Here is a 26,366-nt window from a genome sequence, read left to right as displayed (position 1 = left end):
GGTCAGGCGGCGGCGAACCTCTCCCGGCGCCTCCGCGCCTGGACGTCGGGGTCGGGCACGGGCGCGGCGTCGAGCAGTCGCCTCGTGTAGTCGGCGCGCGGGCGTGCGAGCACCTCCACGCGCGGGCCCTGCTCCACGACGACGCCGGCGTGCATGACCGCGACGTCGTCGGCGAGGGCGTCGACCACGGCGAGGTCGTGGCTGATGAAGAGGCAGGAGAAGCGCAGCTCCTCCTGCAGCCGTCGCAGGAGGTCCAGCACCGTCGCCTGCACCGAGACGTCCAGCGCGCTGGTGGGCTCGTCCGCGATGAGCAGCATGGGGTCGAGCGCGATCGCGCGCGCCAGGGAGACGCGCTGGCGTTGCCCGCCGGAGAGCTCGTGCGGATAGCGCCCGGACCAGCTCTCCGGCACCTCCACGGCGGAGAGCAGCTCCCGCACGCGCGTGCGCAGGGCGTCCCCGCGCAGACCCCGGTGGACGCGCAGCGGCTCGCCCACGGCGTCGGCGATCGTCCACCGCGGGTCGAGCGCGCCCATCGGGTTCTGGAACACGACGCCGATGCGGCGACGCAGGACGCGGAGCTCCTTCGGCGACGCGGAAACGACGTCGACCCCGTCGACGACGATCGTCCCGCGCCTCACGGGTGCCAGGCCGATGACGGCACGACCGATGGTCGACTTGCCGGAGCCGGACTCGCCGACGAGCGCGAGGATCCGGCCCTGCCCGATCTCGAGGCCGACCCCGTCCACGGCGCGGGCCGGCCTCCCGCCGCGCCGGTACTCGACGACGAGGTCGGAGACCGTCAGGGCCGGCTGCGAGGGCGTGCGCTCCGGCCTGTCCTCCGCCGTCAGCCGCGGCACGGCCGCGAGCAGCTCCCTCGTGTACGTCGCGGCCGGCCGGGCGAAGAGCGCATCGGTGGGCTGGGACTCCTCGACCACGCCGTGGCGCATGACGACGACACGGTCGGCGACATCGGCGACCACGCCCATGTCGTGCGTGATGAGGAGGACGCCCGTGCCGATCCGATCGCGCAGCCGGATGAGCACGTCGAGGATCTCGCGCTGCACCGTCACGTCGAGCGCCGTGGTCGGCTCGTCGGCGATGAGCACCTGCGGGTCGCACGCGAGGGCCATGGCGATCACCACCCGCTGGGCCTGTCCACCGGACAGCTGGTGCGGATACGCGCGCACGCGCTCCTCGGGGTCGGGGAGCTCCACCATCCGCAGCAGCTCCACGGCACGCTCCCTGCGCTGCGCGCCCGTCGTCTCCGGACGATGCCGCCGGAGCATCTCGCGGATCTGGTAGCCGACGGTGAACACGGGGTCGAGCGCTCCGAAAGGATCCTGGAACACCATGGTCGCCGTCACGCCGCGCACGGACGCGAGCACCTTGTCGCCGGCGCCCAGCACCTCGATGCCGCCGACCCGCACCGATCCCGTGCACACCGCGTTGTCCGGGAGGAGGCCGAGCACGCTCATCGCCGTGACCGACTTCCCCGATCCCGATTCGCCCACGACGGCGACGATCTCCCCGGGCATCACCGACAGCGAGACGTCCTCCACCGCCGGCACGACGCCGCCGTCGGACGTGCGGAACTCGACGTGCAGACGGGAGACGTCGAGCACGGGGCGATCGGGTGACGGCGGCTGCTTCACGTTCACGGTCGGTCCTGTCCTTCGGCCTCGTCGGGCATGTCGCGGTAGGCGCGCCAGTCGGCGACCATCTTGCGGTGGTAGTCCTCGAGCCACCGCATGTAGCGGTCGGCGTTCCGCAGGCGGGTGCGCGGTCCCGCGCTCCGGCCGGCCTCCAGCTGCATGCCCGTGCGGAAGACGTCGGCCATGCGGCGCAGGTAGGCGCGCTCGCCGAGGAGGAACGCTCCCCACACGTCGTCCTCGACCCGGTAGAAGTGCCGGCGGTCTCCCGGCACGGTGTGCCGGGCGATGAACCCCACCTGGGACAGCGCGCGCGTCGACATCGACACGGCGCCCGCGCTCGCGTCGAGCAGGCGGGCGATGTCGGTCGAGGAGAGGTAGGGCGCATCGCCGATGATGAGGAGACCGAGCACCCGGCCGTCCATCCTGCGCCCCTGCTGCACCTCCCAGACGGAGGCGAAGGACTCGATCCACGCCGCCATCGACGCGTCGAGGACGAGGTCCGCCGGACGTGCGCTCGGCTCCGCTCCCGCCTCCCCGGAGGCGGGAGCGGAGCCGGAAGGGTTATGCGTCATAGGGACAGTCTGCCGAGCCGCTCCTGCGGGCGCGTCTGCGACATCGCCTCGTCGAAGACCTCGAAGGGCCAGTAGGTCATGGATCCCAGCCGGATGCGGGCGATGCGGCCGTCGTCGTCGCGCACGACCGACACCGGCTCTCCGGTCTCATGGTACCCGGCGACGGGCTCGCGCACGAGGCGCCCGTCCTCGACGACCAGCCGCGTCGCGCCCGCCGCCGGCTCGGGGGCGCGCGACGCGACGACGTGCAGGATCCCTCCCAGATCGACCACGTCGACGACTCCCCAGAGGTTCGCGAAGCGGCCCGAGAACGCGAGCGCGTCCGGGACGCCCTCCGGCTCCTCCTCCGCCGCCGACCACGCGAGGGAGACGAGGTGCACGATCCCCGCCGAGAGAGGACCGGCCGGGCCGTCGACGTCGTTCGCGAGCACCGTCACCGTGAGGCCGTCGCGAGGATCGAGCCATGTACGCGTGATGTGGCCGGGGTATCCGCCCGAATGCCCGACGAGGTCGATCCCCGCGATCTTCTGCACGTCGAGCCCGAGCCCGTAGACGGACTCGGGCAGGCCGCGCATCGCGATCCGCGACTCTGGCCGCTGCATGAGCCGTTTCGACGCGTCGCTCAGCATCGACTCGTCGCCGTGCACGTGCGCCGCCGCGTAGCGCGTGAGATCGCTCGCGGTGGAGTACCAGCCCGTGGCGGCCGCCAGCGCGCGGGTGTCGACGTGAGGGATCACGCGTCGCGCATCCGCGTGCCCGATGCGGCCCGTGTGGCCGGCCGCGTATGCGTCCGCACGCGAGGGATCGTATTCGGGACCCGTCTCGCCGAGGCCGAGCGGACGGACGACGAGCTCCTCCGCGAGGTCCGCATAGCTGCGCCCGGTCGCCCGCTCCGCGACGAGGCCGAGAAGCGCATACCCGATGTTGGAGTACTTGAAGCGCTCGTTGGACGCGAAGACCCGCCCCTCCCGCCTGAGGATGCCGACGAGCTCTTCCGCGTCGGGGAAGTCGCGACCGCGCTGCCAGAAGTCGCCGTCGGACGAGTCGCGGATGATGCCGGCCTGGTGGCCGAGGAGCTCTCGCACCGTCACGGCGCCGGCCTCCGTCCCGGCGATCTCCGCGACGTGCCGGCCGGCGGCGTCGTCCAGGCGCAGCACGCCTCGCTCGGCGAGACGGAGCACGATCACGGCGGTCATCGTCTTCGAGTGCGACGCGATGCGGAAGAGGTGCCGAGGGGTGAGGGGCTCCTCCGTCTCGGCGTTCGCGAGTCCCCAGGCGTGCTCGAGCACGAGCTCCCCGCGGTAGGCGACGGCCAGCTGCACTCCGGTCGCTCCGCGGTAGCGGGCCTGATAGTCGCTCCACGAGGCGAGGAACGGGGCGATCTCGTGCAGGATCGCGAGCTTGCGCGCAACGCTGAGCGTCATGAACGGCCTTTCGGGTCGAGGGCGTCGCGGAGGATGTCGCCGAGCATGATGAGCGCGACCACCGTGACGGTGAGGAAGGCGGCGGGGAAGGCGAGCATGTGCGGGGCGGTCTGGAAGTACGTCTGCGCCGTGGAGAGCTGCAGCCCCCACGAGAGGGACGGCATCACGAGGCCCACCCCGAGGAACGTCAGCGTCGACTCCGCGACGATGACCGAGCCGACCATCGTCGTGGCGATCGCGAGGACGGGACCGAGTGCGTTGGGGAGGACGTGCGTCATCACGACGCGGCCATGGCGCAGCCCCATGGCGGTCGCCGCCTGGACGTACTCGCTCTCGCGCACGGTCCGGACCGAGCCGCGCACGAGGCGGGCGAGCGTGGGCCAGGAGAAGAGCGCGAGCACGAGGGACAGCAGGAGCGGGGTGCGCTCTCCGATCGCGGTGAGCACGACGATCGCGGCGAGGAGGAACGGGAAGCCCAGGAAGACGTCCGTGAGACGCGCGATGAGCGCGTCCGCCCATCCTCCCGAGTAGCCGGCGACGGTGCCGAGCACGAGCGCGATGACGAGGGTGACCGCCGTCGTGGTCAGCCCGATGAACAACGACGTGCGCGTGCCGAACAGCACGTTCGCGAGCAGGTCGCATCCCTGTGCGTCGGTGCCGAAGAGGTGCGCAGCGCTCGGCGGCTGCCGTGCCGTCGAGAGCTTGCACGCCCGGGGGTCGGGGTTCCCCGCCAGCGCGGCGATGGGCCCCGGGATCAGCGCGACGATCGTCAGGATCGCGAGCGCGGCGGTCGAGAGCCAGAACAGCGGTCGTCGTCTGAGGGTCTGCCACACGCCCCTGGCGCGGAGGGCGGGGGCGTCGACCGGGTCGGAGCCGGTGACGGTCTGGGCTGCGAGGAGCTCGCTCATGGTCGGTCGTCCTTCACTCGCGTCGTATGCGCGGGTCGAGGAGGGAGGAGAGGATGTCGACGACGACGCTCGTGAGGAGGAAGACGAGCGTGAGGGCGGTCGCCACGCCCACGACGGTGGGGCCCTCATGGGCGCGGATGGCCTGGAACATCAGCTGCCCGATGCCCGGGAGGTTGAAGATGCCCTCGATGACGACGGCGCCGCCGAGCAGATAGCCGAGATCGATCGCCAGGAAGGTCATGACGGGCCCGATCGAGTTGCGCATCACGTGGACGCCGACGATGCTCCGCTGCGTCATGCCCTTGGCGACGAGCGTGCGCACGAAGTCGCTGCGCATCGCGTCGACGACGTTGCCGCGCATGAGGCGGGCCACGCTCGCGAGGCCGAAGAGCGCGATGATGAGCGAGGGCAGCAGATAGGCCGTGGGCCACCCGGCGTCGGTCCCCGCGATGGGGAGCCATCGCAGCCAGAGCCCGAAGACCAGCTGCAGCGAGACGCCGAGGACGAACACCGGGACGCTCGTGGCGAGCACGGTGCCCACGAGGATCGCCCGATCGACGCCCCGCCCGTGGCGGAGCCCCGCGATGAGACCCAGCGCCATCCCGATGACGACCTCGAACAGCCACGCCGTGAGCGCCAGGACGATCGTCACGGGCCAGCGGACCTCCATGCGCTCGGAGACCGCTCGGCCGTCGAACGTCTCGCCGAGGTCGCCGGTGAGCACGCCCCCGATGTAGTGGAGGTACTGCACGACGAGCGGCTCGTCGAGGAGGTACTTCTCGCGGATGGCCGCGACCACGGCGCTCGAGAGCGGACGGTCTCCGCCGAGGGCGGCGACCGGGTCGCCCGGCAGCGCGAACACCATGGCGTAGATGAGGAACGTGACGCCGAAGAAGACGATCACGAGCTCGACCGCTCTCCGGAGAAGGAAGCGCCTCATGCCGGGACCTCCGCTCCGCGCGCGTTCAGCGACACCTCGGCGACCGCGAGGAGCGTTCCGTACTGCACTCCGACGAGCCGCTCGATCGGCAGCGCGCGCAGGCCGGTCACGGAGCGCGCCTCGTCGTACCATCGTTCGAGGTGGTCGTCGAGCCGTGCGAGCGCCGTCCTGACCTGCGGCGCCGCGCCGCCCGCCGCCGTCTCCGCCCTCAGCGCGCGTGCGAGGATCGATCCGAACCGCAGCCGGAACATGCGCACGTGGTCGGCGTTGGAGAAGAGCTCGGCCGCGGTGGCCAGCCGCGAGGGATCCTCCCGCGCGGCGCGTCCGCGCACCTCTTCTCCCATCGCCGGCATCATGCGGACGAACGCGACGGCCGCTCGGCGCAGCTGCGAGTCGATGCGCAGATGCGGCTCTGCGCGATCGAGCGCCTCCGAGAGCACGGCGTCGAGCTCGTCGAGCTGGCGGGCCCTGCGCTCCAGGATCTCGGCGTAGGCGAGCGTCGTGGGAGAGGCGTCGGCGCTGTCCGCGTGCGTCCAGTACGGCAGCTCGGCGACGAACATCGCCGCGTCGTGCCGGCCGGCGTAGTCGGCCATCCCGCCGGAGACGACGTGCGATGCCGGTTCGACGCCGAGCTCGTCGAGCACGTCGACGATCGCGCGCGACGACAGGGCCGGGTACACCGCGTCGGCCAGCGGTTCGACCCCGTCGAACTCCGGCTCCCCGCGGTCGAGAGGGATCTCCAGGTGCTCGGCGATCGCGTGCAGGGCGGGGATGGCCGCGGTCTCCCCGGCGGAGAGGTAGTAGTAGACCCCGCCCAGCTCGGCGTTGTGGAGGCCGGCGACGAGAGCGGGCCCCGTCTCGTCGAGCAGGCGCATCACGGCCTGCGCCTCCGGCATCGGGTCGTCGAAGACGATCCCCTTGTAGTCGAACGGGAACGACCACTCGACCTGCTCGGTCGGCGCGGGCCGGTAGAACCCGCGTGCGTACGCGATGCGATCCGACGGGTCGGAGAACCACGACTCGTTCAGCCGCGTGCCGTCGGGATCGATGCACGGGACGATGTGCCACGTCGCCGGGAGCTCTGCGGCGGGGCCGGCGCCCTCGGCCAGGTCGCTCAGCAGCCGCAGCGCCGTGTGGAAGCCGATCGGCTCGTTGGGGTGCACGCCGCCGATCACGACGACGGCGGGGCCTTCGCCGACGCTGTACGCGCGGATCGGCTCTCCGAGCCTGCTCCGTCCGATCCGACGTCGGCGCACCCTGTCCGGGTGCGCTGCGGCGACGGCGTCCGCCGCGGCCAGGAGGGCGTCGACGCCGGGGAAGGAGGCCAGCGGATCGAGGGCGTCGACGCGGGCGAGGACGCGTCGGAGGTAGTCGGGGTCTGTCATGGACGAGGGAGGTCCTTTCGGCCTCGGCGCCCTGCGGTCTCCGCCGGGACGGAGATCGCAGGGCGCTCGGATCAGTCGACCAGGACGATGTCCTTGTACGTCGGGTTGCCCACGGGCGAGTTGACGAGATCCGCGACGCGGTCGCTCGTGACGTAGGAGTAGGTCTCGAAGAACAGGGGGACGGCGGGGAACTCCGCCTGGATCAGCTCCTGCACGGCGACGTAGGCGCTGCCGTCCGTCGAGGGATCGGCGTCGGCGGCCTGCATCGCTGCGGCCACGTCGTCGCTGTACCACGGGATGCAGTTCGCGCAGCCTCCACCTTCGAGGAAGAACACGCGGAGGGTGGCCTGCTGGCTCGGGTACAGCGCTCCCCAGCGGGAGAAGAAGGGCCCGGAGACGTCGGCCTCGGTCCGACGTTCGAGGAACTCGGCCCAGTCGGAGCTCGGGGTCGCGACGGCCTCGACGCCGAGGTTCTGACGGAGGTTGTTCGCGATCGCCGTGTAGAGCTCGTCGAGACCGCTTCCTCCGGGATAGAGGATGTCGATCGTGCCGTCGAATCCTCCGGCCTCGTCGAGCAGCGCCGTGGCCGCCTCCGGGTCGTACTCGCAGTACGCGCCGCAGATGCCCTCGGGCGTTCCCGGCTCGATCGCCGGGGTCCACGCCGTGGCGGGCAGGTTGCCGCCGCCGTAGATGACCCCGTTGATCGTCTCGCGATCGATCGCCATGGAGATCGCCTGCCGCACGCGGATGTCCTGGTAGCGCTCGTCCCAGAGGGGGAGGCCGAGGAACGCGATGCCGGGCGCCTCGAAGCGGTAGAGGCGATCTCCGAAGTCGTCGGGAGCCTGGGCGAGCCGGTTCGCCGGCACGCTCGCCACGTCGATGTTGCCGGCGAGGACGTCGTTGTAGGCGGTCGCCGTGTCGGTGTAGGGCACGAACTCGATCTCGTCGACCGTCGGCTCATCGCCCGTGAAGTCCTCGTAGGCCGTGACCGTGATCGGCTCGGCCTCGACGTAGTCGCCCTCCATCTGGAACGGGCCGTTGCCGATCGGATGGCGGTTGTAGGCGTCCATGTCGTCGTACGCGCTCTGCGGCATGGGGTAGAAGGCGGTCTGAGCCTGGCTGAGCTGCACGGGGAACTGTCCGTCGGGCACCGTGAGGGCGACGGTGAAGGAGAGGTCGTCGTTCACCGTCAGGCCCGACATCTCGGTCGCCGTCGGCTCTCCCCCCGCGGGGTTGAGGTCCTCGTAGCCCTCGATGCCCACGAGGAGGCCCGCGTTCTCGAAGGCGTTCGGGCCGTACGCGACGTGGTTCCAGGCGTCGACGTAGTCCTGCGCGGTGACCGGCGTGCCGTCGTGGAAGGTGAAGCCGTCCCGCAGCGTGACCGTCCAGGTCCGCTGGTCGTCCGACTCGATCGACTCCGCGGCGACGTAGTCCATCGTTCCGTCGTTCTGGATGAACGTGAGAGGCGACCAGACCGCCATGTTGAAGTCGAACGCGACGGTCTGGCGGCCGGGGATGAGCTGACCGGGGTCGGTGACGGCCACTCGGATGCCCTCCGCCCCGGCCTCGCCGGCGTCATCGGCCGAGCCGCCGGCGCCGCACGCCGTGAGCAGGAGGGAGGCGACTGCGACGGCAGCCGCCGCGGTGCCGAGTCGGTGGGCGGCGCGGGGAGAGCGCTGTGGGCGCATGATGCTCCTCTGGGGAAGGGAGGGGATGGGGGAAAGGGAGGCGGAGACGGATGGGGAAGGGGAGATGGAGAACAGTGAACTCCCGCGTCACCGGCAGAACAAGACAAATATTCAGAATTTTCAATCCGCAATGAAAGATTGATCTGGCCGTAACACGGCGCCCTCCTCGCGCGACGCCGTCGACGGGACGGCCGTCGCGACGTCGGTAGGCTGTGGGAGTGAGCACAGGCGAGACGCACGGGACGAACGAAGGCGCGCTCTGGGGCGGACGTTTCGCGGGCGGCCCCAGTCCCGAGCTGCAGGAGCTGAGCCGCTCGACGCACTTCGACTGGCAGCTCGCCCTCTACGACATCCGCGGCTCCCATGCTCACGCCGCGGCCCTCGAGGCGGCCGGCTATCTGACCGCGGACGAGGCCGCGCGCATGCACGCGGGTCTCGACGTGCTCGCCGACAAGGTCCGCAGCGGGGAGCTCCAGCCGCGGCCCTCGGACGAGGACGTGCACGGCGCGCTCGAGACGGCGCTGCTCGACGAGGTGGGCGCCGAGCTCGGCGGACGCCTCCGCGCGGGCCGCAGCCGCAACGACCAGATCGCCACGCTCGTCCGGCTCTATCTCATCGACCACGCCGGCGTGATCGCGCGCGAGCTGCTGCAGCTCGTCGACGCGCTCGTCGCGCAGGCCGAGGCGCACCCCGCGGCCATCCTGCCCGGTCGGACGCATCTCCAGCACGCCCAGCCCGTGCTGCTCGCGCACCACCTGCAGGCGCACGGATGGCCGCTCGTGCGCGATCTGGAGCGGCTGCGCGACTGGCGCGCCCGCGCGGGCGTCTCGCCGTACGGCGGAGGGGCGCTCGCGGGATCGACGCTCGGCCTCGACCCCGCGCTCGTCGCGAGGGAGCTCGGTCTGGACCGTCCGGCGGAGAACTCGATGGACGGCACCGCCGCCCGCGACGTCGTCGCCGAGTTCGCGTACATCGCGGCGCAGATCGGCATCGACCTCTCTCGCCTGGCCGAGGAGATCATCCTCTGGAACACGCGCGAGTTCGGCTTCGTCACCCTCGACGACGGCTATTCGACGGGCTCGAGCATCATGCCGCAGAAGAAGAACCCCGACATCGCCGAGCTCGCACGCGGCAAGTCCGGCCGGCTCATCGGCAATCTCACGGGGCTGCTCGCGACCTTCAAGGCGCTGCCGCTCGCCTACAACCGCGACCTGCAGGAGGACAAGGAGCCCGTCTTCGACTCCGTCGCGGCGCTGGAGGTGCTGCTGCCGGCGTTCACGGGGATGGTCGCGACCCTCCGCTTCGACACCGAGCGGATGGCGTCGCTCGCTCCCGAAGGCTTCTCGCTGGCGACGGACGTCGCCGAGTGGCTCGTGACGCAGCGGGTCCCGTTCCGGGAGGCGCACGAGATCTCCGGCGCGCTCGTGCGCGCCTGCGAGGAGCGCGGCCTCGGCCTCGAGGACGCATCCGACGAGCTCCTCGCGGAGGTGTCGCCGCATCTGGCCCCCGCCGTGCGCGAGGTGCTCTCGATCGAGGGGTCCGTCGCATCCCGTTCCGGCGTCGGCGGCACGGCCCCCGAGAGGGTCGTGGAGCAGCGCGCCGAGCTCGTCGCGCGTGCACAGGCAGCCGTGCACGCTCTCGGCATCTGAGGCCCGCTTCACGACGGGGAGGCGGTGCGGGAAGCCCTAGGCTGGAGGGCATGACCGTCCCCGTGACATCCGTTGCCGCGCAGGCGAACGATCCCGCTTTCGAGAACGTCTGGGATGAGCTCGTCTGGCGCGGCCTCGTGCACGTGTCGACCGACCAGGACGCCCTTCGCGAGCTGCTCGCGGGCGAGCCGATCGTGTACTACTGCGGGTTCGATCCGACGGCGCCGAGCCTGCATCTGGGGAATCTGGTGCAGCTGCTCACGATGCGCCGCCTCCAGCTCGCCGGGCATCGGCCGCTCGGGCTCGTCGGCGGCTCGACCGGACTCATCGGCGACCCGCGACCGACGTCCGAGCGCACGCTGAACACCCGAGAGACCGTCGCCGACTGGGTGCTCAGGCTCCGGGCGCAGGTGGAGCGCTTCCTGAGCTTCGAGGGCGGCAACGCCGCGCGGATCGTGAACAACCTCGACTGGACGGCGCCGCTGTCGGCGATCGACTTCCTCCGCGAGATCGGCAAGCACTTCCGCGTCGGGACGATGCTGAAGAAGGACGCGGTGAGCGCGCGGCTGAACTCGGACTCGGGCATCAGCTACACGGAGTTCAGCTACCAGATCCTCCAGGGCCTGGACTACCTCGAGCTCTACCGTCAGTACGGCTGCGTCCTGCAGACGGGCGGCAGCGATCAGTGGGGGAACCTCACGAGCGGGACGGATCTGATCCACCGGGTCGAAGGGGTGTCGGTGCACGCCATCGGCACGCCGCTCATCACGAACACGGACGGCACGAAGTTCGGCAAGAGCGAGGGCAACGCCATCTGGCTCGACGCCGAGATGTGCAGCCCGTACGCGATGTACCAGTTCTGGCTCAACACCGACGACGCGGATGTGATCGAGCGGCTCAAGATCTTCACGTTCCTCACGCGCGAGGAGATCGAGCAGTACCGGGAGCTCGTCGAGGGCGAGCCGTTCCGCCGCGCGGCGCAGAGGCGCCTGGCGCGGGAGGTGACGACGCTCGTGCACGGGGAGGAGTCGACGGCGGCCGCGATCGCGGCGTCGGAGGCGCTCTTCGGGAAGGGCGACCTGACGGCGCTCGACGCCTCGACGCTCGCCTCGGCGCTGGGGGAGCTCCCGCACGCGAGCGTCGCAGCGGGCACGCCCGTCGCGCAGGCGCTCGTCGAGACCGGGCTCGTCAGCTCGGTCTCGGAGGCGCGTCGCGCGATCGCCCAGGGCGGGGTGGCGCTCGACGGCGAGAAGGTCGACTCGGATGACGCCGTCGTCGGGGGAACCCTCCCGGGCGGGGTGTCGGTGCTCCGCCGGGGCAAGAAGGCCTTGGCCGGCCTCTTCGTCACGGGCTGAGCGCCACGGAGGAGTGCCGTGCGGTCGTGAGCGGGCGTCCCCGCGGGGACGCGTCGTGGGTCGCGTGAGGCGGCGCCCCGCGACACGCCCGGCGGTGGTGCGGTTTGCCGCACCGTTCGCATCGGCGTAATGTTGTCCTTTGTCGCCGCCAAGTGGTGTGGTCGAGCCGGTAGGCTCCCTTCCCCAGGATGGCGGCGGAGAACATGGTCTCTTCCTGGTGGTTCGTTTCGGATCGTCGGGTGGGGGGTGTGGGTGCCCCGGAGGGCTCGGCTGTGTGGTCGGGGGCTGGGTGTGTCTGATCTTTGAGAACTCAACAGCGTGCACTTGTCAAGTGCCAAATTTTATCCTCGTCTCGGTTTTTTCCGGGGTGAGAATTCCTTTGGATCAATGGGGGATCATCTTTTTGGTGGTTTCTTTTTTTGGTCAGTTTCAAGCTCGCTTGTCCTGGTCTTTGGGCTGGGGTGGGTTTTGGTTTTTTTGGAGAGTTTGATCCTGGCTCAGGATGAACGCTGGCGGCGTGCTTAACACATGCAAGTCGAACGCTGAAGCCCCGCTTGCGGGGTGGATGAGTGGCGAACGGGTGAGTAACACGTGAGTAACCTGCCCCTGACTCTGGGATAACAGCCGGAAACGGTTGCTAATACTGGATATGCATCATGGCCGCATGGTCTGTGGTGGGAAAGTTTTTTCGGTTGGGGATGGGCTCGCGGCCTATCAGCTTGTTGGTGGGGTAGTGGCCTACCAAGGCGTCGACGGGTAGCCGGCCTGAGAGGGTGACCGGCCACACTGGGACTGAGACACGGCCCAGACTCCTACGGGAGGCAGCAGTGGGGAATATTGCACAATGGGCGGAAGCCTGATGCAGCAACGCCGCGTGGGGGACGACGGCCTTCGGGTTGTAAACCTCTTTTAGTATCGAAGAAGCCCTTCGGGGTGACGGTAGGTGCAGAAAAAGCGCCGGCTAACTACGTGCCAGCAGCCGCGGTAATACGTAGGGCGCAAGCGTTATCCGGAATTATTGGGCGTAAAGAGCTCGTAGGCGGTTTGTCGCGTCTGCTGTGAAATCCCGAGGCTCAACCTCGGGTCTGCAGTGGGTACGGGCAGACTAGAGTGCGGTAGGGGAGATTGGAATTCCTGGTGTAGCGGTGGAATGCGCAGATATCAGGAGGAACACCGATGGCGAAGGCAGATCTCTGGGCCGTGACTGACGCTGAGGAGCGAAAGGGTGGGGAGCAAACAGGCTTAGATACCCTGGTAGTCCACCCCGTAAACGTTGGGAACTAGTTGTGGGGGCCTTTCCACGGTCTCCGTGACGCAGCTAACGCATTAAGTTCCCCGCCTGGGGAGTACGGCCGCAAGGCTAAAACTCAAAGGAATTGACGGGGACCCGCACAAGCGGCGGAGCATGCGGATTAATTCGATGCAACGCGAAGAACCTTACCAAGGCTTGACATACACCGGTAACGGCTGGAAACAGTCGCCCCTTTTTGGTCGGTGTACAGGTGGTGCATGGTTGTCGTCAGCTCGTGTCGTGAGATGTTGGGTTAAGTCCCGCAACGAGCGCAACCCTCGTTCTATGTTGCCAGCACGTTATGGTGGGAACTCATGGGATACTGCCGGGGTCAACTCGGAGGAAGGTGGGGATGACGTCAAATCATCATGCCCCTTATGTCTTGGGCTTCACGCATGCTACAATGGCCGGTACAATGGGCTGCGATACCGTGAGGTGGAGCGAATCCCAAAAAGCCGGTCCCAGTTCGGATCGTAGTCTGCAACTCGACTACGTGAAGTCGGAGTCGCTAGTAATCGCAGATCAGCAACGCTGCGGTGAATACGTTCCCGGGTCTTGTACACACCGCCCGTCAAGTCATGAAAGTCGGTAACACCTGAAGCCGGTGGCCTAACCCTTTTGGGAGGGAGCTGTCGAAGGTGGGATCGGTAATTAGGACTAAGTCGTAACAAGGTAGCCGTACCGGAAGGTGCGGCTGGATCACCTCCTTTCTAAGGAGCATCTGGGCATCTCTGTTCTCACGTGTGTGGGGGTGGGGGTGTGCAGGGGGCCAGGTCATCACCGGATGTGTGGTGCTGGTCGCTCATGGGTGGAACATTTGACAAGGCGCCTCAGTCGGCTAGGTCTTCTCAGTACGTCATGCTTCGGTGTGGTGGGAACGGGGGGTCTGGTTCGGGTGGGGCGTGTGCACGTTGTTGGGTCCTGAGGGCTCAGGCGTCCCCTGTTGTGGGGGGTGGTTGGTCTTCGTTGGGCCTCGTCTGAACCGGTGTGTGCCGGGGTGGGTGGGGTTCCGCCCGTACTTTGAGAACTACACAGTGGACGCGAGCATCTTTTAGAAAGAATGCGAACACACATTTTTGCTGTGCCCTTTTGGGGGTGTGGTGGGGTGTGTGGCTCATGTTTTGTCAAGTCTTTAAGAGCAAACGGTGGATGCCTTGGCATCTGGAGCCGAAGAAGGACGTAGCAATCTGCGATAAGCCTTGGGGAGCCGATAAGCGGGCTGTGATCCGAGGGTGTCCGAATGGGGAAACCCCGCCAGGCGGTGTGAGTCGTCCTGGTGACTCCTGTCTGAATATATAGGGCGGGTAGAGGGAACGCGGGGAAGTGAAACATCTCAGTACCCGCAGGAAGAGAAAACAATTGTGATTCCGTGAGTAGTGGCGAGCGAAAGCGGAGGAGGCTAAACCGGGCGTGTGTGATAGCCGGCAGGTGTTGCACGTTCGGGGTTGTGGGACCGTTTTGAGACTGCTGCCGTGGTCTCGATGGTATAGAAGCGTATAGGCGAACGGCTTTGAATGGCCGGCCGGAGTGGGTGGTAGCCCCGTAGCCGACATGCGTGTTCTTCCATGAGTGGTATCCCAAGTAGCACGGGGCCCGTGAAATCCCGTGTGAATCTGCCAGGACCACCTGGTAAGCCTAAATACTCCCAGATGACCGATAGCGGACTAGTACCGTGAGGGAAAGGTGAAAAGTACCCCGGGAGGGGAGTGAAAGAGTACCTGAAACCGTTTGCTTACAACCCGTCGGAGCCTCCTTGTTGGGGTGACGGCGTGCCTTTTGAAGAATGAGCCTGCGAGTTAGTGATACGTGGCGAGGTTAACCCGTGTGGGGGAGCCGTAGCGAAAGCGAGTCTGAACAGGGCGTTTGGAGTCGCGTGTCCTAGACCCGAAGCGAAGTGATCTATCCATGGCCAGGCTGAAGCGTCGGTAAGACGTCGTGGAGGGCCGAACCCACTTAGGTTGAAAACTGAGGGGATGAGCTGTGGATAGGGGTGAAAGGCCAATCAAACTTCGTGATAGCTGGTTCTCTCCGAAATGCATTTAGGTGCAGCGTTGCGTGTTTCTTGCTGGAGGTAGAGCTACTGGATGGCCGATGGGCCCGACAAGGTTACTGACGTCAGCCAAACTCCGAATGCCGGTAAGTGAGAGCGCAGCAGTGAGACGGTGGGGGATAAGCTTCATCGTCGAGAGGGAAACAACCCAGACCACCATCTAAGGTCCCTAAGCGCGTGCTAAGTGGGAAAGGATGTGGAGTTGCTGTGACAACCAGGAGGTTGGCTTAGAAGCAGCCACCCTTGAAAGAGTGCGTAATAGCTCACTGGTCAAGTGATTCCGCGCCGACAATGTAACGGGGCTCAAGCACGCCACCGAAGTTGTGGCATTCATATTTTTGACCGGCCTGTTCCTTTCGGGGGGCGGGTCCAGTTGTGTGGATGGGTAGGAGAGCGTCGTGTGCGGGGTGAAGCGGCGGAGTGATCCAGCCGTGGACGGCACACGAGTGAGAATGCAGGCATGAGTAGCGAATGACGTGTGAGAAACACGTCCTCCGGAAGACCAAGGGTTCCAGGGTCAAGCTAATCTTCCCTGGGTAAGTCGGGACCTAAGGCGAGGCCGACAGGCGTAGTCGATGGACAACGGGTTGATATTCCCGTACCGGCGAAGAACCGCCCAAGCTGATCCAGTGGTGCTAAGCGCCCGAGCCATCACACCGGGTCCTTCGGGACTCATCGTGGTGGGGAGCGCGTGACCCCATGCTGGTGCGGTTAGCGTGTTAACAGGTGTGACGCAGGAAGGTAGCCCAAGCCAGGCGATGGTTGTCCTGGTCCAAGCATGTAGCCCGACTTCTAGGTAAATCCGGGAGTCTTACAGGGTGAGATGTGATGGGGATGAAAAGTGGGTGATCCTCTGCTGCCAAGAAAAGCATCGACGCGAGGTTCGAGCTGCCCGTACCCCAAACCGACTCAGGTGGTCAGGTAGAGAATACTAAGGAGATCGAGATAATCGTGGTTAAGGAACTCGGCAAAATGCCCCCGTAACTTCGGGAGAAGGGGGGCCACCCGCTTATACCAGTTTTCCTGGGAAAGGGTGTGGTGGCCGCAGAGACCAGTGGGTAGCGACTGTTTATTAAAAACACAGGTCCGTGCGAAGTCGCAAGACGATGTATACGGACTGACGCCTGCCCGGTGCCGGAAGGTTAAGAGGACCGGTTAGCCCTTTGGGGCGAAGCTGAGAATTTAAGCCCCGGTAAACGGCGGTGGTAACTATAACCATCCTAAGGTAGCGAAATTCCTTGTCGGGTAAGTTCCGACCTGCACGAATGGCGTAACGACTTCCCAGCTGTCTCAACCACGAACTCGGCGAAATTGCATTACGAGTAAAGATGCTCGTTACGCGCAGCAGGACGGAAAGACCCCGTGACCTTTACTATAGCTTGGTATTGGTGTTCGGTGTGGCTTGTGTAGGATAGGTGGGAGACTGTGAAGCGGCCACGCCAGTGGTTGTGGAGTCGTTGTTGAAATACCACTCTGGTCATTCTGGATATCTAACTTCGGACCGTGATCCGGTTCAGGGACAGTGCCTGGTGGGTAGTTTAACTGGGGCGGTTGCCTCCTAAAGAGTAACGGAGGCGCCCAAAGGTTCCCTCAACCTGGTTGGCAATCAGGTGGCGAGTGTAAGTGCACAAGGGAGCTTGACTGTGAGACTGACAGGTCGAGCAGGGACGAAAGTCGGGACTAGTGATCCGGCAGTGGCTTGTGGAAGCGCTGTCGCTCAACGGATAAAAGGTACCTCGGGGATAACAGGCTGATCTTGCCCAAGAGTCCATATCGACGGCATGGTTTGGCACCTCGATGTCGGCTCGTCGCATCCTGGGGCTGGAGTAGGTCCCAAGGGTTGGGCTGTTCGCCCATTAAAGCGGTACGCGAGCTGGGTTTAGAACGTCGTGAGACAGTTCGGTCCCTATCCGCTGCGCGCGTTGGAAGTTTGAGAGGATCTGACCCTAGTACGAGAGGACCGGGTTGGACGAACCTCTGGTGTGCCAGTTGTACCGCCAGGTGCATGGCTGGTTGGCTACGTTCGGGATGGATAACCGCTGAAAGCATCTAAGCGGGAAGCCGGCCTCAAGATGAGACTTCCCTGCCCCTTTGAGGGTGTGAGGCTCCCAGCAGACTACTGGGTTGATAGGCCAGATGTGGAAGCACGGCAACGTGTGGAGCTGACTGGTACTAATAAGCCGACGACTTGAAAACAACATGACTCATCGTCGTTTTTTCGAGAGTGCGTGTTCGCGTCCACTTTGTGGTTCCCGATGTATGGGCACCCGTATAGTTTCATAGAGAAGCTTGATGTTCCGAAGCATCGCAGAGTGTTTCGGTGGTCATAGCGAGAGGGAAACGCCCGGTCACATTCCGAACCCGGAAGCTAAGCCTCTCAGCGCCGATGGTACTGCAAGGGAGACCTTGTGGGAGAGTAGGACACCGCCGGACTAAACCTAGACGAAAAGGCCACCCAACGAAGGATGGCCTTTTCGCATTTACACGGTCGTCAACCAGGAGCGGACATGCCGAACGACGGAGAGAAAGAGCGTCCCGAGGGCAAGCCGGATCGCCGTGGCGGCGCGGATCGGCGCGGTGACCGTGACTCCGGTGAGCGTCGTCCGTACCAGCGCGATGACCGCAACAGCGGTGAGCGTCGTCCCTACCAGGGTGGGGGACGTGATTCGGCGGAGCGTCGTCCCTACCAGGGTGGTAGCCGCGATAACGGTGAGCGTCGTCCCTACCAGGGCGGTGGCCGTGACAGCGGTGAGCGTCGTCCGTATCAGGGTGGTGGCCGCGATAACGGTGAACGTCGCCCGTATCAGGGTGGGGGCCGTGACAGCGGTGAGCGTCGTCCGTACCAGCGCGATGACCGCAACAGCGGTGAGCGTCGCCCGTACCAGGGTGGGGGACGTGATTCGGCGGAGCGTCGTCCCTACCAGGGAGACAGCCGCGCCCACGGCGACCGTCGCCCGCAGAGCCGTGACGGACAGGCGGGCCCGCGTCGTCCGTACGATCGAGACGGACGTCCGTCGCGACCTCGTTACGAGGACGATCCGTCCCGTCCCCCGCAGCGTGTGCGCATCCCCGACCCGGAGCTGCCCGATGACATCACGCCGAGCGACCTCCCGTCGAGCGCACGCAACGAGCTGAAGACCCTCAGCAAAGAGAACGCGGAGCGTGTCGCCCGTCATATGGCGATGGCCGTGCGCCTCATCGACGAGGACCCGGATCTTGCGCATGAGCACGCGCTGGCTGCGGTACGTCACGCCGGCCGGATCGGTATCGCTCGGGAGACCCTCGCGGTCACCGCGTACTCGAAGGGCGACTTCGCGCTTGCGCTGCGCGAGCTCCGCACACATCGCCGCATCACGGGCCGCAACGACAACGTCGCGCTCATCGTCGACAGCGAGCGCGGCGTGGGCCGTCCCGAGAAGGCGCTCGAAGAGGGCCGCTCGGCCGACCGGTCCGTCCTCGACACCGCGACCCGTGTCGAGCTCGCGATCGCGATGTCGGGTGCGCGTCTCGACCTCGGCCAGACCGAGCTCGCGCTGCACGAGCTCGACATCCCGGAGCTCGACCCCGACCGTGCGTTCGAGTGGAGCCCCGGGCTCTTCGGAGCACGGGCGAACGTGCTCGAGGATCTCGGACGCTCCGAGGAGGCCGCGTCATGGCGCCGTCGGGCCGAGATCGCGGAGGAGGCCCTCGGTCTGAACGACCAGGCCGACGCCGACGACTACGTGTTCGTCGACGACACCGACACGGAGCTCCTCGTCGAGGAGGGGGCGCAGCCCGGGCAAGACGAGGAGGACGCGTCGTCGGAGCCCGTCGAGCCCGATGACGCTCCCGACGACGCCGAGGAGCCGACCCGTTCCGCGGACGTCTCCGAGGCGGCATCCGATGTCGTCGAGACCTCCGGCGACGCATCGGGCATCGCCGATGCCATCGACGCGGCGGATGCCGAGGAGGCGGAGCGGACCGAGGACGATTCCGACGACGAAGACGTGCAGAGCGCCGCCGGGGACGCGCCGGACGCCGACACGGATGCGGTCGTGCCCGAGCAGCCCTCCGACCACGGCGACGACACGTTCACGATCGAGGACGAGGTCACCGAGATCCTCGTCGCCGCAGGCATCGAGGGAGCGGAGGACGTCGTCCTCGGGTCCGATGACGCGGCCGACGAGGAGACGCCCGACGCGGACACGGCGCCGGACGACGTCGACCCGGCCGGTGCGCCCGCCGACGGCGCAGACGACGCTCGGGGCCCCGAGGAGGACAAGCCCGATGGCGCTCTTTTCTAGGAGGTCCGACGGCGTCGCGCCCCTCGAGGGCGTCGACGTCGTCCTCGCCGATCTCGACGGCGTCGTGTACGCCGGGCCCGGCGCTCTGCCGCATGCGGTCGAGAGCCTCAACCGCGCGGTGGACGAGGGCCGCCGCCTCGGGTTCATCACGAACAACGCGTCGCGCACCGACGCGTCGGTCGCCGCGCACCTGAGCGATCTCGGGATCCCGACGCGAGCGGATGACGTCGTCACGAGCCCGCAGGCGGCGATGAGCCTTCTCGCCGATCGCATCCCGGCGGGGTCGACCGTGCTCGTCGTCGGGGGAGAGGGACTCGTCGTCGAGGTCGAGAAGGCGGGCTTCGTCGTCACCCGCAGCGCGGACGACGCGCCCGCGGCGGTCGTCCAGGGCTTCGCCCCCGAGGTCGGATGGACGCAGCTCGCGGAGGCCGCGTTCGCGTTGGCCGTCCCCGAGGAGGAGGGCGGCATCCCCTGGATCGCGACGAACACGGACTGGACGATCCCGCAGGCACGGGGGATCGCCCCGGGGAACGGCACCCTCGTGTCGGCCGTGCACACCGCCGTCGGCCGGCTGGCCACCGTGGCGGGGAAGCCCGAGGCGCCGATCTTCCACGCCGCCGTCGCCCGGTTCGGCGCGCAGAAGCCGTTGTTCCTCGGCGACCGCCTCGACACCGACATCATGGGCGCGCAGGCGGCGGGCATCGACTCCGCCATCGTGCTGACCGGCATCGACAGGCCCAAGCACATCCTCGCCGCGCCGTCGCACTCCCGGCCGACGTACATCCTCTCCGATCTGCGCGAGCTCTTCGAGCCGTATCCCGTCGCTCGCGTCAAGGGCGACACCGTGTGGGTGCGGGATGCCGCGGTCCGCATCGACGGCCCCGACGTGCGCGTCGTCAGCGAGGGCGGCAGCGACGTCGACCTGCTGCGGGCGGCGTCGAAGGCGATCTGGGACACCGATCGGCAGATCTTCGGCTTCCGCGTCCCCGAGCGCCTCTACGAGGATCGCTTCTGAGGCGGCCCGGCGCCCGCAGAGCGCCTGCCCGTCGCGTTACCCTGAACGGATGACGGATGAGGACGGCGACACGGGCCTGGTCAGCAGGCTGAAGGTCATCGAGGAACAGCCGCTCGCGACGCGGGCGACGGCGTATGCCGCGCTCCACGACGAGCTCGCGGCACGACTCGAGTCAGCGCCCGGCGAGGGCTCCGCATCGCGATGACGCAGCGGCTCGACGCGGCCCTCGCGGAACGGGGGCTCGTGCGATCGCGAACGCATGCGGCCGCTCTCATCGCCGATGCCGCCGTGCGCGTCGACGGCCGGGTCGTGACCAAGCCCTCGACGCGCGTGGAGGCGGACTCCGACCTCCAGGTGGACGCCGCCGACGACTACGTCAGCAGGGGCGCGCACAAGCTCGTCGCCGCGCTCGACGCCTTCTCGGTCGTCGTGGACGGGCGCCTCGCGCTCGACATGGGCGCGTCGACGGGCGGGTTCACGCAGGTGCTGCGCGAGCGCGGCGCGGCGCCCGTCATCGCGGCGGACGTGGGGCACGATCAGCTTTCCCCCTCGGTGGCGGCCGACCCCGGGGTGCACGCCCTGGAGGGGTACAACGTGCGGTTCATGACGCCGGAGAGCCTGGCCCGGGCGAGCGGAGTCGACGACACCCCGGCCGTGATCACGGGCGACCTCTCCTTCATCTCGCTCACGCACGTCCTGCCCGCCGTGTCTCTGGTCGCCGCTCCCGGCGCCGACGTCCTGCTGCTCGTCAAGCCGCAGTTCGAGGTGGGGCGCACGGGCGTCCGCGGCGGGGTGGTCGTCGATCCCGTCCTTCGCGTCGACGCGGTGCGCACGGTGCTCGCCGCCGCATGGGCCGCCGGGCTCGGAACCCTGGGCGTGCGACGCTCGCCCCTCGAGGGATCGCACGGCAATGTCGAGGTGCTCGTCCACATCTCCCCGGGACGCGGGTCGGATCCGACAGAATGGGAGGACGCCATCGCGCACGAAGGGGGAGGACGATGACCGAGCGCAAGATCCTGATCGTCGCTCACGCCTATCGCGACGACACCGTGCGCGCCGCCTCACGCGTCGTGGAGTCCGTGAGCGCGGAGGGGGCGACGCCCGTTCTCGCGCCGGAGGACCGCGCCGAGCTGTCGGCGGTCGCGCCCGCGCTGGCGGACGTCGACGTCCTCGGCCGCGACATCGCGCTCGCCGACATCGACATCGCCATCGTGCTGGGCGGCGACGGCACCATCCTGCGCGCCGCGGAGCTCGTCCGCGAGGGCACCGCCCCCGTGCTCGGGGTGAACATGGGGCACGTCGGGTTCCTCGCCGAGATCGAGCGCGACGACATGGACGAGGCCGTCCACCGCGCCATCCTGGGCGACTACGCGGTCGAGGAACGGCTCGCTCTCGCCGTCTCGGTGAAGGACAGGGACGGCCACGTCGTCTACGAGACATGGGCGCTCAACGAGGCGGCCATCGAGAAGGACCAGCGGGAGCGGATGATCGAGGTCGTCGTCGAGGTCGATCGCCGCCCGCTCACGGCCTACGGTGCCGACGGCGTCGTCATCGCGACGCCGACCGGGTCGACCGCGTACAACTTCTCCGCCGGGGGACCCGTCATCTGGCCGACCGTGCAGGCGATCTCCGTCGCGCCGCTGTCGGCGCACACCCTGTTCTCCAAGCCGCTCGTCGTCGGTCCCGACCACGCGGTGGCCGTCGAGCTGCGGGCGGGGTCCGTGGGGTCGGCCGTGCTCTGGTGCGACGGCCGGCGCTCCCATCCGCTGCCCGCGGGCGCCCGTGTCGTCGTACGCCGATCGGCGAAGCCGGTCCGCCTGGCGCGGCTGCACCCGGCGGCGTTCACCGACCGCCTGGTCCGCAAGTTCAAGCTGCCCACCGAGGGGTGGCGCGGGCCGAGCGAGCTCAATCCGACGGCGGCCGTGACGCTCCCGGTCACGGGGGCGTCCGAGTGATCGAGGAGATGCGCCTGCGCGACCTCGGCGTGATCGCCGAGGCGGCGCTGCCGATGGGCTCCGGCTTCACCGCCATCACGGGCGAGACGGGTGCGGGCAAGACCATGGTCGTCACCGGTCTCGGGCTCCTGCTCGGCCAGCGGGCGGACTCGGGCGTCGTGCGCGCCGGCGCGTCGCAGGCCTCCGTCGAAGGCGTGTGGGTCGTGCCGGAGGAGGGCGCGGTCGCGGACCGCGTGCGCGAGGCCGGGGGCGAGCTCGAGCCGATCGGCGGCGGGAGCGCCGAGCTCTACCTCTCCCGCTCCCTCGCCGCGGAGGGCCGCAGCCGCGCGAGCGTCGGCGGCCGTGCGGCTCCCGCCGGGGTGCTGGCCGATCTGGCCGACGCACTCGTCGTGGTGCACGGGCAGGCCGATCAGCTGCGGCTGAAGTCGGCGGCGGCGCAGCGCGATGCGCTCGACAGGTTCGCGGGCGACGCCGTGCGGGACGCGCTCGCGGCGTATCGCGAGGCGTGGGACGGGGTCCGGGCGCTCGACCAGGAGCTGGATCTCCTCGTCGCCCAGCGCGCCGCCCGCGCCGCCGAGGCCGAGTCCCTGCGTGCCGCGCTCGCGGAGATCGAGCAGGCGGAGCCCGCCGAGGGTGAGGACGTCGCGCTCGCCGCGCGGGCAGAGCGCCTCGCGAACGCCGAGGAGCTGCGATCGGCGGCCGCGGTCGCGCGCGAGGCGCTGTCGAGCGAGGAGGGACTCGCCGACGTGTCCGGCCTCGTCGGCGAGGCGAAGCGCGCTCTCGAGCGCACGGGCGATCCGGTGCTCACCGGGCTCGCGGAGCAGGTCGCCGACCTCGGATACCGGGCGGCCGACCTGGCGGTCGAGCTGTCGGGGTTCCTCGCCGACCTCGACGAGGCCGGGCCCCAGGAGCTCGCCGCGGTCGAGGAGCGCCGCGCCGTGATCGGAGCGCTCGTCCGGGCGCACGGATCGCTCGACGCCGCCATCTCGCTGCTCGACACGGGGTCGGCGCGCCTCGCGGAGCTGGACGACGACGGGGACCGCGTCGAGCGGCTCACGCTTGAGCGCGACGAGCTCCGCGAACGCCTCGATGCCGCCGCCGGCCTGGTCACGGCCGCGCGGACGGAGGCCGCCGCGCGGCTGGGGACCGCCGTCACGGAGGAGCTGCATGCGCTCGCGATGCCGGATGCGCTCCTCGTCGTGGAGGTGGCGCCGGGACCGGAGTCGGCATCCGGGCGGGACGACGTCGCCTTCCGGCTCGCCCCGCATCCGGGCGCCGAGCCCCGTGCCGTGTCCCGAGGGGCGTCGGGCGGCGAGCTCAGCCGCGTCATGCTCGCGATCGAGGTCGTCATCGCCGAGACCGACCCCGTCCCCACCTTCGTCTTCGACGAGGTGGACGCCGGCATCGGCGGCGCGGCGGCGATCGAGGTCGGCAAGCGCCTCGCCCGTCTCGCGCAGTCGTCGCAGGTCATCGCCGTGACGCACCTCGCGCAGGTCGCGGCGTTCGCGGGCAACCACCTCAGCGTCGTCAAGGCCCACGACGGGTCCGTGACGAGCTCGAGCGTGCAGCGGCTCGAGGGAGCGGCGCGGGAGGCGGAGATGGCGAGGCTGCTCTCGGGGCTGCCCGACAGTGACGCCGCGCTCGGCAACGCCCGCGAGCTCCTCGAGCTGGGGCGCAGGGAGGCTCCGCAGGCCGTTTGACGGTCGACGCCATGCCGGATCCCGCAGGATGCCCGGTCGTCTGTCGATGCTCGTGCACCGGCGCGGGGACGAGGCGTCCCGCGTGACACGATGAGGTCATGATCGACCCCGCCCCCTCGCCCGCCCGACTCGCACCATCCACCGCGCTCGCGGTCTTCTGTATCGTCGCGGGGCTCATCGGATGGGCCGTCTCCTTCCTGCTCTACCTGGAGTACATCGGACAGCTCACGGATGCGGAGCCGCTCATCAACTGCCAGCTGAGCGTGATCGTCACGTGCGGCCCGAACCTCCTCTCGCCGGGCGGCAACCTGCTGGGCTTCTCCAACTCGATCATCGGCATCGTGCTCTTCCCCGGCGCGGTCTACGCCGGCGTCAGCGCGTTCGCCGCGCGGGGCGGGCTGCGCCGCTGGTACTGGCGCGTCTACGTCTCGTTCGTCGCCGCGGCCTTCGTCTTCGTGCACTTCCTCGCGTACCGGAGCATCTTCGAGTACGGCTCGCTGTGCCCCTGGTGCATGGTCGTCTGGCTCGTGACGATCCCGCTGCTCTGGTTCACGCTGGGATGGTCGCTGCGCGACGGCGTCTGGGGTCGCCCCGCGCGCCGCGTCGGCGAGGTGCTGCTCTCATGGGCGCCGCTCGCGGTCGTCCTGGACTACGTCGTCATCGTCGTCGCCGCCCAGCTGCGCCTGGACGTCCTGGGCACGTTCTGACGCCCGAGGGCCCGCTCGGCGGGTGCGGACGATGCGCGCAGACGAGCTGTCGCGCGCCACGTCCGCATCACATCCCGGGCTGTTAGCATTGAAGCCCGTGATGCAGACATCTGAGGCGCGGCGCGACCACACCACCAAGCACATCTTCGTGACGGGCGGTGTCGTCTCCTCGCTGGGCAAGGGTCTCACGGCGGCGAGCCTCGGAAATCTGCTGACGGCGCGAGGTCTGCACGTCGTCATGCAGAAGCTCGACCCCTATCTCAACGTGGATCCGGGCACGATGAACCCGTTCCAGCACGGCGAGGTGTTCGTCACGGACGACGGCGCCGAGACCGACCTCGACATCGGCCACTACGAGCGCTTCCTCGACATCAACCTCTCGCAGGCGGCCAACGTCACGACCGGCCAGATCTACTCGCAGGTCATCGCGCGCGAGCGCCGCGGCGAGTACCTCGGCGACACGGTGCAGGTCATCCCGCACATCACCGACGAGATCAAGCGCCGCATGCGCCTGCAGGCCGAGGATGACCCGAAGCCCGACGTCATCATCACCGAGGTCGGCGGCACGGTCGGCGACATCGAGTCGCAGCCGTTCCTCGAGGCGGCGCGCCAGCTGCGCCACGAGCTCGGGCGCGACAGCGTCTTCTTCGCGCACGTCTCCCTCGTGCCGTTCATGGGCGCGTCCGGGGAGCAGAAGACCAAGCCCACCCAGCACTCCGTGGCCGCGCTGCGTCAGCTCGGCATCCAGCCCGACGCGCTCGTGCTGCGCAGCGACCGGCCCGTGAGCGAGGGCAACCGCAACAAGATCGCGCTCATGTGCGACGTCGACGTCGAGGGCGTCGTCAACACGGTCGACCTGCCGAGCATCTACGACATCCCGTCGACCCTGAACGACCAGGGGCTCGACGCGTACATCGCCCGTCGTCTCGGGCTCGCCGAGAAGGCCGGAGAGGTCGACTGGACGCGCTGGAGCCGGGTGCTCCACGCCGTGCACAACCCGAAGCACGAGGTGACCATCGGGCTCGTCGGCAAGTACATCGACCTGCCGGACGCCTACCTCTCGGTCACGGAGGCGCTCAAGGCCGGCGGGTTCGCGCAGGAGACCAAGGTCAGCGTCCGCTGGATCCCGTCCGACAGGTGCGAGACGCCGGAGGGCGCGAAGGAGCAGCTCGCGGAGCTCGACGGGATCTGCGTGCCGGGAGGCTTCGGCATCCGCGGGATCGAGGGCAAGCTCGGCGCCCTCCGGTTCGCGCGCGAGCAGGGGATCCCCACCCTCGGCCTCTGCCTCGGCCTGCAGTGCATGGTCATCGAGTACGCCCGCGACGTCGCGGGCATCGACGGCGCCTCGTCGAGCGAGTTCGACCCGGAGACGACCGCGGCCGTCATCGCGACGATGCAGGAGCAGGTCGACATCATCGACCACGGCGACCTCGGCGGCACGATGCGCCTGGGCCTCTATCCCGCACGGCTCGCGGAGGGGTCGCTCGCGGCGGAGCTCTACGGCTCGACCGACGTGCAGGAGCGCCACCGCCACCGCTATGAGGTCAACAACGCCTACCGCGAGCAGCTCGCCGACGCGGGCCTCGTCTTCTCCGGCATCAACCCCGACCTCGACCTCGTCGAGTTCGTCGAGCTGCCGCGCGACGTGCATCCGTACTACATCGCCACGCAGGCCCATCCCGAGCTCCGCTCGCGTCCCACCGACCCGCACCCGCTCTTCCGTGGGCTCGTGGGCGCCGCCGTCGAGCGCAGCCGCGCGAGCGAGCTGTTCGACGTCGAGAACGACTGACGG

At 68.4% G+C, this 26,366-nt stretch carries 18 protein-coding genes and 3 rRNA genes; 13 read left to right on the top strand and 8 right to left on the bottom strand.

The window, feature by feature from the left end; all coding sequences use genetic code 11:
* Positions 1 to 2 precede the first annotated feature (2 nt).
* The 7 genes from N8K70_RS11415 to N8K70_RS11385 all read right to left on the bottom strand — a co-directional run bounded on the left by N8K70_RS11415 (position 3) and on the right by N8K70_RS11385 (position 8,569).
* Complete coding sequence (locus tag N8K70_RS11415; protein ID WP_317138460.1) at positions 3 to 1,658, bottom strand: ABC transporter ATP-binding protein; 1,656 nt, start codon at positions 1,656 to 1,658, stop codon at positions 3 to 5.
* Positions 1,655 to 2,224: a GbsR/MarR family transcriptional regulator gene (locus tag N8K70_RS11410; RefSeq protein WP_317138459.1), complete on the bottom strand. Its 570-nt coding sequence runs from the start codon at positions 2,222 to 2,224 to the stop codon at positions 1,655 to 1,657. Before N8K70_RS11410 ends, N8K70_RS11415 begins: the two co-directional genes overlap by 4 nt.
* On the bottom strand, positions 2,221 to 3,648 hold the full coding sequence (locus tag N8K70_RS11405; protein WP_317138458.1) for a serine hydrolase domain-containing protein: 1,428 nt from the start codon (positions 3,646 to 3,648) through the stop codon (positions 2,221 to 2,223). Before N8K70_RS11405 ends, N8K70_RS11410 begins: the two co-directional genes overlap by 4 nt.
* On the bottom strand, positions 3,645 to 4,556 hold the full coding sequence (locus N8K70_RS11400) for an ABC transporter permease (protein WP_317138457.1): 912 nt from the start codon (positions 4,554 to 4,556) through the stop codon (positions 3,645 to 3,647). Before N8K70_RS11400 ends, N8K70_RS11405 begins: the two co-directional genes overlap by 4 nt.
* Before the next feature lie 13 nt (positions 4,557 to 4,569).
* Positions 4,570 to 5,496: an ABC transporter permease gene (locus N8K70_RS11395; protein ID WP_317138456.1), complete on the bottom strand. Its 927-nt coding sequence runs from the start codon at positions 5,494 to 5,496 to the stop codon at positions 4,570 to 4,572.
* Positions 5,493 to 6,881: a M14 family zinc carboxypeptidase gene (locus tag N8K70_RS11390; protein ID WP_317138455.1), complete on the bottom strand. Its 1,389-nt coding sequence runs from the start codon at positions 6,879 to 6,881 to the stop codon at positions 5,493 to 5,495. The genes N8K70_RS11395 and N8K70_RS11390 overlap by 4 nt, the downstream gene beginning before the upstream one ends.
* Positions 6,882 to 6,952: 71 nt before the next feature.
* Positions 6,953 to 8,569: a peptide ABC transporter substrate-binding protein gene (locus N8K70_RS11385; RefSeq protein WP_317138454.1), complete on the bottom strand. Its 1,617-nt coding sequence runs from the start codon at positions 8,567 to 8,569 to the stop codon at positions 6,953 to 6,955.
* Between the two features lie 218 nt (positions 8,570 to 8,787).
* On the opposite strand from N8K70_RS11385, the gene argH reads away from it, so the two are divergent.
* The 5 genes from argH (at position 8,788) to rrf (ending at position 17,347) form a co-directional block, all read left to right on the top strand.
* Complete coding sequence (gene argH / locus N8K70_RS11380; RefSeq protein WP_317138453.1) at positions 8,788 to 10,218, top strand: argininosuccinate lyase; 1,431 nt, start codon at positions 8,788 to 8,790, stop codon at positions 10,216 to 10,218.
* Positions 10,219 to 10,268: 50 nt separating this feature from the next.
* Complete coding sequence (tyrS, locus tag N8K70_RS11375) at positions 10,269 to 11,573, top strand: tyrosine--tRNA ligase (RefSeq protein ID WP_317138452.1); 1,305 nt, start codon at positions 10,269 to 10,271, stop codon at positions 11,571 to 11,573.
* Between the two features lie 474 nt (positions 11,574 to 12,047).
* Positions 12,048 to 13,574: ribosomal RNA gene (locus N8K70_RS11370) — 16S ribosomal RNA — on the top strand.
* A gap of 412 nt (positions 13,575 to 13,986) precedes the next feature.
* Positions 13,987 to 17,110: ribosomal RNA gene (locus tag N8K70_RS11365) — 23S ribosomal RNA — on the top strand.
* 120 nt (positions 17,111 to 17,230) lie between these two features.
* Positions 17,231 to 17,347 (top strand): 5S ribosomal RNA (rrf, locus tag N8K70_RS11360).
* The 16S, 23S and 5S rRNA genes sit together here, the layout of an rRNA operon.
* 47 nt (positions 17,348 to 17,394) lie before the next feature.
* Here the strand turns inward: rrf and N8K70_RS11355 are convergent.
* Positions 17,395 to 17,856 carry a hypothetical protein gene (locus tag N8K70_RS11355; protein ID WP_317138451.1) on the bottom strand — a complete coding sequence of 154 codons (462 nt, stop codon included), beginning with the start codon at positions 17,854 to 17,856 and terminating at the stop codon, positions 17,395 to 17,397.
* 117 nt (positions 17,857 to 17,973) lie between these two features.
* Between N8K70_RS11355 and N8K70_RS11350 the strand changes: the two genes are divergently transcribed.
* The 8 genes from N8K70_RS11350 to N8K70_RS11315 all read left to right on the top strand — a co-directional run bounded on the left by N8K70_RS11350 (position 17,974) and on the right by N8K70_RS11315 (position 26,363).
* Positions 17,974 to 19,197, top strand: a complete 1,224-nt coding sequence (locus N8K70_RS11350; protein ID WP_317138450.1) for a prolipoprotein diacylglyceryl transferase — start codon at positions 17,974 to 17,976, stop codon at positions 19,195 to 19,197.
* Positions 19,181 to 20,212 (top strand): HAD-IIA family hydrolase, encoded by a 1,032-nt coding sequence (locus tag N8K70_RS11345; protein ID WP_317138449.1) that lies wholly within the window; start codon positions 19,181 to 19,183, stop codon positions 20,210 to 20,212. The genes N8K70_RS11350 and N8K70_RS11345 overlap by 17 nt, the downstream gene beginning before the upstream one ends.
* A gap of 49 nt (positions 20,213 to 20,261) precedes the next feature.
* On the top strand, positions 20,262 to 20,417 hold the full coding sequence (locus N8K70_RS11340; RefSeq protein WP_317138448.1) for a hypothetical protein: 156 nt from the start codon (positions 20,262 to 20,264) through the stop codon (positions 20,415 to 20,417).
* Positions 20,414 to 21,214: a TlyA family RNA methyltransferase gene (locus N8K70_RS11335; RefSeq protein ID WP_317138447.1), complete on the top strand. Its 801-nt coding sequence runs from the start codon at positions 20,414 to 20,416 to the stop codon at positions 21,212 to 21,214. The genes N8K70_RS11340 and N8K70_RS11335 overlap by 4 nt, the downstream gene beginning before the upstream one ends.
* Positions 21,211 to 22,167: an NAD kinase gene (locus N8K70_RS11330; RefSeq protein WP_317138446.1), complete on the top strand. Its 957-nt coding sequence runs from the start codon at positions 21,211 to 21,213 to the stop codon at positions 22,165 to 22,167. Before N8K70_RS11335 ends, N8K70_RS11330 begins: the two co-directional genes overlap by 4 nt.
* Positions 22,164 to 23,867: a DNA repair protein RecN gene (recN, locus tag N8K70_RS11325; protein ID WP_317138445.1), complete on the top strand. Its 1,704-nt coding sequence runs from the start codon at positions 22,164 to 22,166 to the stop codon at positions 23,865 to 23,867. The genes N8K70_RS11330 and recN overlap by 4 nt, the downstream gene beginning before the upstream one ends.
* Before the next feature lie 98 nt (positions 23,868 to 23,965).
* The gene (locus N8K70_RS11320; protein ID WP_317138444.1) at positions 23,966 to 24,574 is read left to right on the top strand and encodes a vitamin K epoxide reductase family protein; all 609 of its coding nucleotides are present in this window, start codon (positions 23,966 to 23,968) and stop codon (positions 24,572 to 24,574) included.
* Between the two features lie 100 nt (positions 24,575 to 24,674).
* Positions 24,675 to 26,363, top strand: a complete 1,689-nt coding sequence (locus tag N8K70_RS11315) for a CTP synthase (RefSeq protein WP_317141223.1) — start codon at positions 24,675 to 24,677, stop codon at positions 26,361 to 26,363.
* Positions 26,364 to 26,366 lie beyond the last annotated feature (3 nt).

Origin of the sequence: Microbacterium sp. AB, assembly GCF_032878875.1 — a bacterium.
In the GTDB taxonomy this organism is placed as follows: Bacteria; Actinomycetota; Actinomycetes; order Actinomycetales; family Microbacteriaceae; genus Microbacterium; species Microbacterium betulae.
The sequence above is the reverse complement of the archived record's forward strand: the minus strand, read 5'-3'. Positions and strand labels throughout refer to the sequence as shown.

Excerpts from the sequence above, each read along its gene's own strand:
- tyrS (WP_317138452.1), top strand. The coding sequence starts at position 10,269 with ATGACCGTCCCCGTGACATCCGTTGCCGCGCAGGCGAACGATCCCGCT.
- N8K70_RS11390 (WP_317138455.1), bottom strand. The coding sequence starts at position 6,881 with ATGACAGACCCCGACTACCTCCGACGCGTCCTCGCCCGCGTCGACGCC.
- N8K70_RS11335 (WP_317138447.1), top strand. The coding sequence starts at position 20,414 with ATGACGCAGCGGCTCGACGCGGCCCTCGCGGAACGGGGGCTCGTGCGA.
- N8K70_RS11385 (WP_317138454.1), bottom strand. The coding sequence starts at position 8,569 with ATGCGCCCACAGCGCTCTCCCCGCGCCGCCCACCGACTCGGCACCGCG.
- N8K70_RS11315 (WP_317141223.1), top strand. The coding sequence starts at position 24,675 with ATGCAGACATCTGAGGCGCGGCGCGACCACACCACCAAGCACATCTTC.
- N8K70_RS11400 (WP_317138457.1), bottom strand. The coding sequence starts at position 4,556 with ATGAGCGAGCTCCTCGCAGCCCAGACCGTCACCGGCTCCGACCCGGTC.
- N8K70_RS11345 (WP_317138449.1), top strand. The coding sequence starts at position 19,181 with ATGGCGCTCTTTTCTAGGAGGTCCGACGGCGTCGCGCCCCTCGAGGGC.
- N8K70_RS11395 (WP_317138456.1), bottom strand. The coding sequence starts at position 5,496 with ATGAGGCGCTTCCTTCTCCGGAGAGCGGTCGAGCTCGTGATCGTCTTC.
- N8K70_RS11340 (WP_317138448.1), top strand. The coding sequence starts at position 20,262 with ATGACGGATGAGGACGGCGACACGGGCCTGGTCAGCAGGCTGAAGGTC.
- N8K70_RS11410 (WP_317138459.1), bottom strand. The coding sequence starts at position 2,224 with ATGACGCATAACCCTTCCGGCTCCGCTCCCGCCTCCGGGGAGGCGGGA.
- N8K70_RS11330 (WP_317138446.1), top strand. The coding sequence starts at position 21,211 with ATGACCGAGCGCAAGATCCTGATCGTCGCTCACGCCTATCGCGACGAC.
- N8K70_RS11320 (WP_317138444.1), top strand. The coding sequence starts at position 23,966 with ATGATCGACCCCGCCCCCTCGCCCGCCCGACTCGCACCATCCACCGCG.
- N8K70_RS11405 (WP_317138458.1), bottom strand. The coding sequence starts at position 3,648 with ATGACGCTCAGCGTTGCGCGCAAGCTCGCGATCCTGCACGAGATCGCC.